The following is a 12,423-nucleotide window of genomic DNA, read 5'->3' as shown; positions in this document are numbered from 1 at the left end:
CCTCTCGCCGAGATACCGGTCACCGACGCAGAAGGGGACTCCCGACGGGGAAGGGCTTACCCCCGCCGGACTCCATCACCGCACCGGTCAGCAAGTAGGCGCCGATCAACGCGAAACCGAGGGCGGACACGCCGGCAAGGGTTCCCGCCCAGCTGCTCCCGCCGAGCGCGGCGATGAGGTTGAACGCGAGGCACAGGTCGACGAGGAGCAGGACCGCGGTGAACGTCTTGGGCAGGCGCAGCGATCCGATCGTCAGGGTCCCGATCACGACGAGCCAGCTGAGCAGGAACAGCCCCTGTGCGCGCCCGGCGTGCTCGGCGGGAATCGCCAGCCAGTTGTGGGTCAGGGCCATCACGAGCAGGGTGTAGCTGACCCAGAACCCGGTGAAGGTGACGAAAATGACCGCCACGGCGTTCTCCCCGGCTCGTACCCCCCACAAAGTGGCCACGAGGGTGCTGATCGCACTCGCACCGAAGGTGATGGGCAGTACGACCGTCGCGGCATCCGCCGGCACGAAACCCAGCAGCTGCAGGGCCAGTGCGATCGACCCGATGACGAATCCGGGCAGCCCGGCGATGATCGGATTCCCCGACGGCGCGGCGACGATCGGGGTGGCGGCAGGTGGCGCGATCATCTCAGACTGTGCGGTCATGGCCAGCTCCTTTTGCTCTTGATCAGGCCGCCGGGACGTCCGGCCTGTGTGTCGTTCGAACGGGATGGTCCTGGTTGCGGTGTTGTGCGCTCGACGCGACCGCGGGGCCTACGGTGAAGCGATCACCTGCTTCGTGGCCGCCGATTGGGCGCTGCGCGGCAGGTAAAATCGGCCGCGGGTCGCCAACGTGAGCGGGATGTGAACGGCCGGCCCGATGATCATGGCCAAGAACGAGGCGTAGTAGGTCGGGTACACCTCGAAGACACCGAGCGCACCGACGATCACGCCCGCTGCCATGGAGATCAGGCCGCAGGGGTTCCATGCCCGGACCCGGTCTTCTTCGTAATCGATGTTCTCGGTCGGGGCGCGCTTGCACAGCTTGCGGCAGACGAAGTAGTCGGCCAGCAGGATCAAGATCCAGGTGTTGGTCATGATCCCGGTGACGGCAAGGAACGTGTCGGTGTAGTTGAGGATGTTGATCGGGTAGCCCAGGATTCCCACCATGAACAGGGCCAGCATCCACCACTGGCGGCCGATCTTCCTCGGCGCGACCGCGTCCCAGGCGTTGGATAGCGCCAGTGAGCCCGAGTAGAGGTTGACCACGTTGATCCGGACCTGGGTGACGACCGCGAAGATCACCCCGATCAGGCCCATGAAGGCGACGAAATAGACCCCGGGGTCCGTGGCCAATGATGTATCGCCCAGATGGGGAACGAGGCTGAAACTGATCAGCGCTCCGACGAGCATGACGACAGCGATCATGAGCAGCTCGACGAGCATCACCACGCCGGTGCCTCGGTATCCGACGCTCTTCTTGATGAAGCGGCCGTAGTCGGTCGCGATCAGAGCCTGGAAGATGATCTGCCCGTTGGCCAGGTTGAAGCCTTGCCACAGCGCGGTCGATGTCACCCCGCCGGTGGCTTCCCACTGACCAGGGCCGACCAGCACGTAGCCGCGCGCCAGCATGATCATGCCCACGACGAACAGAACCAGGAAGACCGGAGTACCCCAGCGCTGCAACAGGTTCATCGAGTGCATGCCGCGCCACGCGAAAACCACGGCCGCCAACCCGACAAGCGCGAACACGGCGGTCGCGGCGAACGAGTTGATCGATATGTGGAAGAACTGGCTCAGCGAGTGCGCGACGATGCTGCCTTCGAACAGGAAGTAGAAGACGTAGTTGAACCCGTAAACCACAGAGGCCACGGCCGCGCCCTTGCTGCCGAAGCCGAGGCCACGGGTGAGCAGGGGCACCGACAGTCCCTCACGGCTGGAGATCCGCATGATGAGGCTGCCGAAGACGGTCGCGAGCAGCACCATGTACGCCAGCGGCAGTAGCATGCCAGGCCAGCCGAGCAGGAAACCCAACTGCCCGCCCAGAGAGAACCAGAACATCGCCGTGACGTTCGCCGTCAATACCAGCAGCACCGCTGGGCGGGGCCACCGCTGGCTTGCTGGTACGCGCGAGGTCGCATAGCTTTCGACCTGGTCGTCCAAACTGGTGGTGGGCCCGGTGAAATACATGCGCAGGGACAAGGGGCACGCTCCGGAGCGGTCAGGGGTCCACTTGGCTGTCGATGCTTTCTTCAGTCACACGGACGCTTTTCGCGCGCGGTCTATGGCGACCGGCTTCGCCTTCGCGAGAAGCTCTTCCCGGCTGATCATGAAATGCTCGTGCCCGTGCTCGTGCTCGTCATGGTGCTCGGCAAGCCGCGTCGGGCAGTTGGTGTAGTTGCCGAGCTCGATCGGCCGGCCGTGCGGAGTGCCGAGATAGGCGCGGCGCCATAGTTCGACCCGCTCGTCGAGTTGCGGAGCACTCATGCCGAGGTATTTGTCGAGGAGACGTTCGAGCGCCACCGTCCACTGGCGGTAGTAGGCGGTGGTGATGGTCTCCCCCGGAGCCGCGGGTTGCTCGGCGGCGATCGAAGCGAGCGTTTCGGCCCATTCCGGCCAGGTGAAGACGCCACGGCGAGTGAGTGAAACAACGGTGGCGAACGCCTCGACCTGCCATGGCTGGTCGAAACTGTTATCCGGATTCTCTTCCGGAGCGAGGAAGTGCGTCATGACGTCACCGGGTCCAAGTAGGACTCCCACATGTCAATGTAGACGGTGTCCGCGGCGTTACCGTCATGGTCGCCGAAGAGCTCGGTGAGCGTGAACCGCACGTTGTAGAGGTGCTGAGGGTGCGGCCCTTTACCGTGCGCCATTGTATCGGGAAAGACGAAGCAGCCGTGGTGCCGCTCGATCACACCGACGCGTCCCTTGGCGTATCGGGGAAGCCGGGTGTGTCCCCTGGGATTGAGGTTGCGGACCACGACCTCCTGGCCGACGGTGAAGCGCGGCGGTTCGGTCTCCTCGCGGGTGAAGTTCGTGGGTGTCCGGATCGCGTCGTAGACCTCGTTGGCTTGCAGCAACCTCATCAGGCACTCTCCCTCTTCTCGTGCGCTTCGATCTCCTCGATACGAGCCTGCAGTTCCTCCGGGGTGAACAGGCCGTTCCAGAAAGCGAGGTTCTCCGCGGCGCGGAGCCAGTGGACGTAGTAGGGCGTGGAGAGGTACTCGGCGGGATCCATCACTTCGATCGAGTGGCGGAACTCGTCGAGCGGGCACAGCCCGGCGGCGAAGTAGATTCCGATCACGCTGAACACGTCCCGCTCCCACTGGCCGTGGAATACCGGCTCGTTCGCCTCGGTCGTGACCGCGCCGAATCCGTGTTCGCCCCCGACGTCGTGGATGCCGTTCATGCCGCTGCTCCTTCATAAGGCGTGGCGAAGCGGGTCCCGATCATGGAGTCGCGGTTGACCAGCTCGGCGAGCTGATCGACCGAGAGCCCCTCGGTTCCCGACGGGCGTTGTGGTATGACGATGTACCGGATCTCAGCCGTGCTGTCCCACACGCGGATTTCCTTCTCCGACGGGACCGTGGTGCCGAACTCCGCGAGGACCTTCCGTGGCTCCAGCACCACGCGGGACCGGTACTGCGGGGCCTTGTACCAGGCCGGCGGTAGGCCGAGCACCGCCCACGGGTAGCACGAGCACAGTGTGCACACCACGACGTTGTGTACCTGATCGGTGTTTTCGACGAACAGCACATGCGCACCCTCGAACCCGGTCATGCCGAGCTCAGCGAGCGTCCCGATTCCATCTTCGAGGAGCCGCGCCTTGAACTCTGGTTCTACCCAGGCCCGTGCGATCACCGCTGCGCCGTCCTTCGGCCCGATACGGTTCTCATAGATGTCAACGACCTCGTCGAGCGCGTCCTGGGCGACCAAACCCTTTTCCACAAGCAGCGATTGAATCGCCTTGATGCGCAGCGCCACGTAGGGCGGCGGCTGGGTGTAGCCATCACTACGAGTGATTTGATCCATAGTTTCCAACTCCCTGCAATAGCGATATTTCAACGAATTCGCGGAATCCGATAATGGAGTTCCGGCTAGCCCACGTCGAGCGACTGGCGTTCTTTACCGGAGTCGTGGGACGCGACATCGCGCTCCTCCACATCGCCGGTACGAGGCGCTTCGGTGGGCGTCGGCGCCGAAAGGGCCCCGTAGTGGTGCGGGAGGCGCATCGACACCAGGTCCTTGCGCCGAACCGTCGTGGCCGGATAGCGCCCGCCGCCATCTCGGGTGTCCACCACCATGGATACCCAGGTCGAATCGCGGCCGGCCATACGCTCGATTCGGGGAAACGCGAACGTGTCCGGCCCGAAGATGCCACTCGCGCCCACCGCCGGCGTGTTGGCGAACGCCAGGTACACATTGTTCTCACCCGCGCGTACCCGAATATGGTGCCAATGCACCGGGTCGGCCCCGTGCGGAATCGGATACCCGTGCTCGATCGTGCTGCCGTCATGGCCTTGCGTCATTCGGTGCTGGAGGTCTGCGCCAGCGACCACCAGATCACAGCCTCGCAACGCGAGAATGCGCCCGGTCTCCGGCTGCCAGATATCGTCACCGTGCGCGATGCCAACTCTTCCGAACGGTGTGTCGACCGTGGTGAAAACATCACCGGCGGCAACCGCGGATTCCGTTTCCGCCAAGTGCACTTTCCGATGCCTTGCGGCGACACCCCCAGGGCCGAGGAGGAACAGGGTGTTGTGCACCCGATCGTCGTCCTCATCGGACTCGTACATGCCGACCAACATCCATACGCCCAGCCGTGCACAGGCACCGAGAAGGAGGTCTACCTGCCTGGCGGATTCCCGGGCCAGAGATCGCAGCTGCCCACCGGCCGCGGCGCCACCGGAGAGCGCGAGCTCAGGAAAGACAATCAGCTCGCCGCGATCGCGCGCGTGGACCTTGTCGGCGTATTCGATGATCTTGGCGGCGTTGTGCGCCGGGGTCGCGGTGAACTTCTCCTGCACCACCGTCACGACGCTTTCGCGTCCTGGCGGAAGGGGGCTGCGGCCATACAGGGGGAAGAACTCCAACGGGTTCCACAGGTACGTGTTCTTCTGCAGCTCTCGATAAAGCTCGGGCCTGCGCCGTGACAGCGACGAATCGGCGGCGCGTTTGGCCGCGCGCGCGGCGGCCGGGTCGATCGTCGCGAAAACGAGCCCGTCACCGCTGTCCCGGCTCGCCAAGATCGTGGCATCGGGACCGATGACGCAGGACCCGCCACTGAACTGGACGCCGCGCTCCAGTCCCCACCTGTTGCTCTCGATCAGGTAGCTCGCGTTCTCGTAGGCGCGGCTGATCCAGTAAGGAGCCGGTGTCCGTTCGGCGAGCCAGTTGCTGAGGTGACAGATCACGTCGGCCCCCTCCAGGCCAACGAGCCTGCCGGTCTCGATGAAGTGGAGGTCCATACAGATCAGCACCGCGATCCTGCCCACAGCGGTGTCGAAGACCTGGTGGCCATGGTTGCCCGGGGCCGCCCATTTCGGCTCGGCGATGTAGGAGTGGGACTTGCGATGGGTACCGATGACGCCGTCGGGGCCGATCAGCACAGCCGCGTTGTACAGCAGTCCGCTGTCCACGTCCCGCTCCGGCATGCCGAGCACGACGTGGATGCCGTGGGCCGAAGCCAAGGCCGCGAACCTGTCCACTGTAGAGCCTGGAATCGGCTCTGCCATCCGCTCGGCTTCGGCTTCGTCAAAGAAGCAGTAGCCCGTGGTCGCCATCTCAGGCGTCGTCACCAGCTTCGCCCCGGCATGAGCGGCCTGTTCCACCAGGTCGAGCAGCCGGCTGATATTCCGGTCCTTGTCGAACAGTGTCGGTTCGAACTGGACACTCGCCGCAGTGAAGGCTTCGTTGGCCACTTCGGCTCCCTTCGGTCGCGAAAGCTCTGAAGTCACGTCCGTGAGGCTATGAGCCCGCAGTTTCGTTGACTCTCGCGATGTATTGCGCCGACGTAACTCGTGCCCATCTCATGTTTTATGGATGTTAACGACAAGGCTCTGTACTGCGTAAACGATCTGGCTGCAATAGTTGCCGGTAGAGCGTAGACGGCCGCGCCGCCCGCGTAACGCGCTGCGCCGCCGAACCGCGCGAGGTGGTCAGTCGAATACGTTCCGGTAGAGCTCCTCGATGTCTGAAATGCCTGGAACTCTCGGGTTGTTGGCCGGCGACCCGGAGGCGACGGCCTGCTTGGCCATCGTCAGGATGAGGCTGTCCCACTCGCGCCGGTCGATTCCGTACGACTTCGGCGTGGGCACATCGAGTTCCCGGCACAGCCGCGTCACAGCTTCGACCAGCTTGTCGGCCGCTACGCCGTCCGGGTCCGCGTCGCCCGCGGCCCCGTACGTGCGGGCACAGTCGGCGTAGCGGCCGACAGCGCCCGAGACCGAGAATCGCGTCACCGCGGGCAGCAGCATGGCATTCGACAAGCCGTGCGCGACGTGGAAATGCGCGCCGATCGGGCGGCTCATGCCGTGGACGAGAGCGACACTGGAATTGGAGAACGCCATCCCTGCCTGCGTCGAAGCGACCATCATCGCCTCCCTGGCGCCCCGGTCCTGGCCATCGCGATAGGCCGTCTCGAGGTTGCCGGCGATCGTGCGGATCGCCGACAACGCGAGCGCATCGGAGACCGGGTTCGCCTTACGGCTGACGTAGGCCTCGATCGCATGGGTCAGCGCGTCGACGCCGGTGTCCGCGGTCAGCCGGGCCGGCATCGACATGGTCAGTTCGAAGTCGACGATCGCGGCGATGGGAAGAAACGATGGTCCCGGACACAGCATCTTCTCATCGGTCTCGCTGTCACTGATCACGCTGAACTGCGTAGCCTCGGAGCCACTGCCGGCAGTCGTGGGTACCGCGATGATCGGCAGCGCGGGACCGGTGTAGACATGCGGAGCCTTGTAGTCGCGCATCCGACCGCCGTTGACAGCCAGCACCGCCAGCGCCTTGGCCGTGTCGATCGGGCTCCCACCGCCGAAGCCGATCACGCTGTCCGCGTCATGTGCTCCGGCAACGTCGAGCCCAGCCTCGAGAGACGCGGTGGTCGGGTCAGGCACCGTCCCGGAGAACAGCCGTGGCGAGAGCCCCGCACGGACCAGGGCCTTCGTGAGCCGCTCGGCGGTACCCGTCGTGGTCAGATAAGAATCGGTCACCACCAGAGGCCGCTTCAGGCCCAGGTGCGTAAGGACAGTGCCCAGCTCGTCGACTGCCCCGGCGCCGATCCGGGTGAATCGCGGGAAAGAAAGTTGAGTTGTCATCGCGCCATTCATCCGGTCAGTGGTTGCTGGGGAAGCCGAGATCGAGTCCACGGCGGCTCGGATCGGCCCAGCGTGCCGTCACCGCCTTCCCGCGGGTGAAGAAGTGGACGCCTTCCATGCCGTGGGCATGGGTATCGCCAAAGAGACTGTTCTTCCAGCCGCCGAAGCTGTAGTAAGCCATCGGGACCGGGATCGGCACGTTGATGCCGACCATGCCCACTTCCACCTCGGTTTGGAACCGTCGCGCCGCACCACCGTCGCTGGTGAAGATCGCCGTTCCGTTGCCGTAGGGGTTGGCGTTGATCAGTGCGAGGGCTTGCTCATAGGTGTCCACCCGGACCACCGAGAGCACGGGGCCGAAGATCTCGTCGTCGTAGACGGACATGCCTGGGCGGACGTGGTCCAGCAGCGTCGGCCCAAGCCAGAACCCATCAGTGCGGTCCTGCACCGCCACGAGCCGGCCATCGACGACTACCTTCGCTCCGGCCGCCTCGCCTGCATCGATGTAGGACGCGACCCGGTCGCGGTGCTGCCGGGTGACCAGCGGCCCCATATCGGCGTCCTTCGTTCCATCACCGACCTCAAGCGACTGAGCACGCTGCGCGATCTTCGCAACGAGGTCGTCAGCGACCGAACCGACCGCGACGACGACCGAGATCGACATGCATCGTTGTCCCGCGGACCCGAAGCCCGCGTTGACCATGGCATCGGCGGCAAGCTCCAGGTCCGCGTCGGGGAGCACGACGGCGTGGTTCTTCGCGCCCCCGAGCGCCTGTACCCGCTTGCCATGTTCCGCTGCCCGCGAGTAGACATACCGCGCGATCGGTGTCGACCCGACGAAGCTGACCGCCCGCACGATGGGACTCTCCAGCAGCGCGTCAACGGCGGTCTTGTCTCCCTGCAGGACGTTGAACACGCCTGGAGGCAGACCGGCCTCGCTCCACAGTTCGGCAAGCCACAGCGACGCACTCGGATCTTTTTCCGAGGGCTTCAGCACGACCGTGTTGCCCGCGGCGATCGCGATGGGGAAGAACCACATCGGCACCATCGCCGGGAAATTGAAGGGAGAAATGATGCCGACGACACCCAGCGGCTGCCGGATGGAGAACGCGTCGACTCCAGTGGAGGCATTCTCGGTGTAGCCGCCCTTGACCAGGTGCGGGATCCCGCATGCGAACTCGACGACCTCCTGGCCACGCGAGATCTCACCGAGCGCGTCAGACAACACCTTGCCGTGTTCGCGGGTGATGATCTGCGCCAGCTCGGCCTTGCGCTCGTTGAGCAACTCGCGGAAGCGGAACAAGATGGCGGTTCGACGGGTTAGCGACAAATCGCGCCAGGCGGGCAACGCCGCCGCGGCCGCGTCGATGACGGCCTGGGCGTCCTGACCATTGGCCAACGCGACCTGCCCCGTCGTCACCCCGGTCGCCGGGTTGGACACGGGGGCGGTCGACGTACTGGATCCCGCGAAAGTTTTTCCGTCGCTCCAATGTCCGATCGTGTCGCTCACTGTCTTCCCTCCGTCGTGCCTGGCTATGAGCGACGACTCTCGTTGAGAATTTCTATGCGGTCAAGAAGGCAAAGTCGCACCTAGATGTGCATCGATGCACAATGGCTGCATGCGGAGTGCTGACGACATGAAGTTCCTGCTCGAACTGGCCCGGTCCGGACGCCTGGTCGACGCGGCTCGACGACTCGGTGTCGAGCACACCACCGTCGCCCGCCGCATCGCCAACCTCGAGCGGGAGATCGGCCAACGGCTCTTCGACCGGTACCCGGCCGGATGGCGCCTGACCGAACGGGGCCGGCAGCTTGTCCCCGTTGCCGAATCGATCGAGACGGCCATGGCCGCCGCCTTCGACGACACCTCCGATTCGCAGAGCCTGTCAGGCACCATCAAGCTCGCCGCTCCCGACGGTTTCGGCGCCTACCTCCTGCTCCCCGGACTCGGCCCCCTGCGCCGCCAGCATCCCGACCTGGTGGTCGAGGTGACCACGGCAACTGTTCACGGCCTGCTGGGATCCGGCGACTTCGATGTCGCCGTCACCCTGGAACGACCAGCCTCGCGAAGCGTCGCGATCAGACGACTGACCGGATACTCACTGAAGCTGTATGCGACGCGCGAGTACTGCGCCGAAAACGAGCCGGTCACCTCCATCCGCGAACTGAGCAACCACACACTCATCTGGTACATCGACTCCGTTCTCGATGTGCAACCGCTGAAGACGCTGAGTCAGCTGCTGCCGGACTGCAAAGCGACAATTCAGACCAACAACATCAGCGGCCACCTGACAGCCACGAAGGCCGGTCTTGGAATCGGGCTGCTACCCACCTACATCGCCGCCGACGAGCCCACCCTCCGTGAGGTGCTACCTGGGGACTTCTCGGCACAACGCACGTACTGGCTGGTCGTCCCCAAGGAACTGGCCCGCCTCAGGCGCGTCCAAGTCGTCAACGAGCTATTGACCTCGATCGTCACCGCGAACCCGGAACTGCACGACTCATCCGGTTGAACTCGAATCGTCACCGCTTGGGCAACAGGTCGGTCAAGATCCGGAAATCCAAGCCCTCGGCTTCAGCCAGGTACGTGGTGGCGATAGCGTGCCGATCACGAATCACTTGCCGCCCCCGCGGCCCGTCGAGCACGACGCTGTCCGCGGCCTGGGACATCTTGGAAATATCCAAGCTTCCCGCGGCCGCCGCAAGCGCGGCCAGCAGGTGCATGCCCTCATAGCACGACTCAGCCATGGTCCCCACAACCGGAGCGTCTGGGCCGAACCTTCTCGCATAGCGACCCGTGAAGTCGAGACTTCCCTCGGTCGGCAGCACCGAGAAATACGCCGCGCTGACGAAAAGGTCGTGCGAGGCTTCAATTCCCGCCGCGTAAACCATGTTCTCGTCCATCAGCGGGGTGAGGCGCGTAATGCGACGCGATAGACCCCTGGCGGCGAACCCGCGATGAAACTCCACACCGTCCTGACCGACGAGCAGGACTACAACACCCTCAACACCGGTTGACGAGAGCCACTCCAGGCTGCCGGAGAAATCTTGCCTCCCCAAAGGTTCATACCATTCTCCAACCAGCTCCTGCTCCACACGGGCGAGATGACGACGAATGTATGCCGCGGTAGCCCTCGGCCAAATGTAGTCATTGCCGACGACTGCCCATCTCTTGATGCGGCGGTCCTCCGCCAGAAGCCGCATGGCCGGCGCGATTTGAAGGTCGGGGGTCTCTCCGGTGAGGAAAACCCCAGGATTGCGCTCGCCGCCCTCGTACAGGGAAGTGTAGACATAGGGGTACTGATTACGAAGAACAGGCGTGACCCGCTCTCTTACCGCGGACGTATGCGTACCCACAACAGCGTCGATGAGACCTCGGGCGACCAAGGACTCTATCCGAGCTGCCACAGTCGCCGGTGCAACACCACCGTCTACCGACAGGAGATGCACCTGCCGCCCCAGGATGCCGCCACGCTCGTTGATCTCCTCGAGCGCGAGTTGAGCACACAGCTGGGCAGGCGGGCCAATGATCCCCAGTGGCCCTTGCATCGGATTGACAACCGCAATCATCACACTGTCGGCATCCATCTGTCCCGGCTCTCGGTTGTACCCCGTTCTGGTATGACGCAACGTTGACGAACACTGTAACCTCAGGGCGAGTCGCTCTACCGACGCGGAGGACGAGGCATGGGCGTGATCGCTACGGCCGCGCAAGAGCTCGCTCGTCTCGACCGCCTGCTGACCGACCGGTTCGACCACCTCCTGTCCGTCGAGGGTGCCAGCGTCGGGCAATGGCATGTCCTGGACAGCCTCGCGAAAACGTCCGGCATCTCGATGACGAAGCTCAGTGGCGACACCGGACTGACACTTCCCCATCTCAGCAAGCTGGTCGACCGTCTGGTCGTCAACAACCTTGTGTACCGCCGGATCGACGACGCCGATCGACGACGCGTAAAGCTCCTGCTGACGCCCAGAGGCCGCAACGTGCACCGCCAGCTCAGTGAGCTGCTCGACCGAGCAGAGCTCACCCTTCCCGAGCACGTCGTGCACAAGCTCCACCAAGTGGGATCACTGTCCCAAGAGATTGTGTCCAGTTTGAACGGTTCGGACGTGGCGGTTCAAGAGAGTCGCTGACCGGATCGCGCCGGTCAACCGGTCAACCGTGCGGCGCGCCACCCCGACACTCTGGCGAGCGACGATCCAGTCGTCCACTGTGGATCGGCGCGCTCCCTAGAACTGACCATGGAATTCCCCCAACTCCCAACAAACAAAAGAAGACCTGACTCCCGACTGCGTATCAACCGGCCCGGGATCCCGGTGAGGCGACGAGCGGGCTGCCTGTAGGGCCGGCTTCGCGTCCGCTGCGGTCGGGTCGGTGGATGCGGGTGAGCGACAGTGTCAGGAGCTCTCGGCCTCGCCGTACGTCGTGGTTGCCCGCAGTGAACGGGTCAGGTCGCGGCAGGCGCGCTCGAGGTGGTTGGCGACGGTGCGGGCCGCAGCGTCGGCATCGGCGGCCTCAATCTGGTCCAGAATGGCCTGGTGCTCAGCGGAGATCACTGACGCTCGCGTCACGCCATAGGACTGGATCTGGGCCATGCACAACCGCATCTCTCCCATCAGCACCTGATAGAGCCTGCTGGTCCGGGAGCTGCCGACCGCGTCGACGAGCGACTGATGAAACCGCACGTCGGGTTCGACGATGTCAATAGTCCACGTGTCCCCTGCGGCAACGATGTCAGCTTGCGCCTTTCGCGCAGCCTCCGGCACGATCCGACCCGGCGCCAACCGGCGGGCGACCTCTTTCTCGATGCAGGCCCTGCTGAGGTACAGATCCTCGATGTCCCCCACGTCCAAGTGCGGGATCCGAGCCGTCTTGTGCACGTCTCGGCGGAGCAGACCTTCCGTCACCAGCTTCTCGATCGCCGCCTTGGCCGTCGGTCGCGCCACGTCGTACTTGGTGGCGAGTTCTGTCTCGGTGAGCCGAGTACCTCCAGCCAGTTCGCCGCGGAAGATCCGCGTGCGCAGGTCCTCAGCGAGCGCGTCGATGATCGACAGCGCCTGAAGCCTGAGCGACATACCGTCCCCATCTCTCGGTCTCGCCGCTCGGTCGAGCGGTCC

General features: G+C 64.5%; 13 protein-coding genes. 2 read left to right on the top strand and 11 right to left on the bottom strand.

The features are described 5' to 3' along the window. Positions 1 to 19: 19 nt before the first annotated feature. The 9 genes from BJ970_RS23590 to BJ970_RS23550 all read right to left on the bottom strand — a co-directional run bounded on the left by BJ970_RS23590 (position 20) and on the right by BJ970_RS23550 (position 8,815). Complete coding sequence (locus BJ970_RS23590; RefSeq protein WP_184728263.1) at positions 20 to 652, bottom strand: GPR1/FUN34/YaaH family transporter; 633 nt, start codon at positions 650 to 652, stop codon at positions 20 to 22. 108 nt (positions 653 to 760) lie between these two features. Next, entirely contained in the window at positions 761 to 2,188 is a 1,428-nt protein-coding gene (locus BJ970_RS23585) for a purine-cytosine permease family protein (protein WP_221467289.1), read from the bottom strand. A gap of 54 nt (positions 2,189 to 2,242) precedes the next feature. Next, positions 2,243 to 2,716, bottom strand: a complete 474-nt coding sequence (locus BJ970_RS23580) for a nitrile hydratase accessory protein (protein WP_184728262.1) — start codon at positions 2,714 to 2,716, stop codon at positions 2,243 to 2,245. Continuing rightward, complete coding sequence (locus BJ970_RS38990) at positions 2,713 to 3,072, bottom strand: SH3-like domain-containing protein (RefSeq protein WP_184728261.1); 360 nt, start codon at positions 3,070 to 3,072, stop codon at positions 2,713 to 2,715. Before BJ970_RS38990 ends, BJ970_RS23580 begins: the two co-directional genes overlap by 4 nt. Next, complete coding sequence (locus BJ970_RS38985; protein WP_184728260.1) at positions 3,072 to 3,395, bottom strand: SH3-like domain-containing protein; 324 nt, start codon at positions 3,393 to 3,395, stop codon at positions 3,072 to 3,074. The genes BJ970_RS38990 and BJ970_RS38985 overlap by 1 nt, the downstream gene beginning before the upstream one ends. After that, entirely contained in the window at positions 3,392 to 4,018 is a 627-nt protein-coding gene (gene nthA, locus BJ970_RS23565) for a nitrile hydratase subunit alpha (RefSeq protein WP_184728259.1), read from the bottom strand. The genes BJ970_RS38985 and nthA overlap by 4 nt, the downstream gene beginning before the upstream one ends. 65 nt (positions 4,019 to 4,083) lie before the next feature. After that, a complete protein-coding gene (locus tag BJ970_RS23560; protein ID WP_184728258.1) occupies positions 4,084 to 5,907 on the bottom strand; it encodes a nitrilase-related carbon-nitrogen hydrolase in 1,824 nt (607 codons plus the stop codon). Positions 5,908 to 6,144: 237 nt separating this feature from the next. Further along, positions 6,145 to 7,317 (bottom strand): iron-containing alcohol dehydrogenase, encoded by a 1,173-nt coding sequence (locus BJ970_RS23555; RefSeq protein WP_221467288.1) that lies wholly within the window; start codon positions 7,315 to 7,317, stop codon positions 6,145 to 6,147. Positions 7,318 to 7,321: 4 nt separating this feature from the next. Then, positions 7,322 to 8,815 (bottom strand): CoA-acylating methylmalonate-semialdehyde dehydrogenase, encoded by a 1,494-nt coding sequence (locus tag BJ970_RS23550; protein ID WP_184728257.1) that lies wholly within the window; start codon positions 8,813 to 8,815, stop codon positions 7,322 to 7,324. A 109-nt stretch (positions 8,816 to 8,924) separates the two neighbouring features. Here BJ970_RS23550 and BJ970_RS23545 point away from each other — a divergent pair, with 109 nt between their 5' ends. Further along, positions 8,925 to 9,818, top strand: a complete 894-nt coding sequence (locus tag BJ970_RS23545; protein WP_184728256.1) for a LysR family transcriptional regulator — start codon at positions 8,925 to 8,927, stop codon at positions 9,816 to 9,818. Between the two features lie 10 nt (positions 9,819 to 9,828). Here BJ970_RS23545 and BJ970_RS23540 read toward each other — a convergent pair whose 3' ends face one another. Next, positions 9,829 to 10,893: a substrate-binding domain-containing protein gene (locus BJ970_RS23540; protein WP_184728255.1), complete on the bottom strand. Its 1,065-nt coding sequence runs from the start codon at positions 10,891 to 10,893 to the stop codon at positions 9,829 to 9,831. A 99-nt stretch (positions 10,894 to 10,992) separates the two neighbouring features. Here BJ970_RS23540 and BJ970_RS23535 point away from each other — a divergent pair, with 99 nt between their 5' ends. Continuing rightward, complete coding sequence (locus BJ970_RS23535) at positions 10,993 to 11,439, top strand: MarR family winged helix-turn-helix transcriptional regulator (protein WP_184728254.1); 447 nt, start codon at positions 10,993 to 10,995, stop codon at positions 11,437 to 11,439. Positions 11,440 to 11,703: 264 nt separating this feature from the next. On the opposite strand, the gene BJ970_RS23530 is transcribed toward BJ970_RS23535, so the two are convergent. Next, the gene (locus tag BJ970_RS23530) at positions 11,704 to 12,381 is read right to left on the bottom strand and encodes a GntR family transcriptional regulator (protein ID WP_184728253.1); all 678 of its coding nucleotides are present in this window, start codon (positions 12,379 to 12,381) and stop codon (positions 11,704 to 11,706) included. Positions 12,382 to 12,423 lie beyond the last annotated feature (42 nt).

The organism is Saccharopolyspora phatthalungensis (assembly GCF_014203395.1).
GTDB classification, from domain to species: Bacteria; Actinomycetota; Actinomycetes; order Mycobacteriales; family Pseudonocardiaceae; genus Saccharopolyspora; species Saccharopolyspora phatthalungensis.
This window is presented reverse-complemented; position numbering and strand designations above follow the sequence as displayed.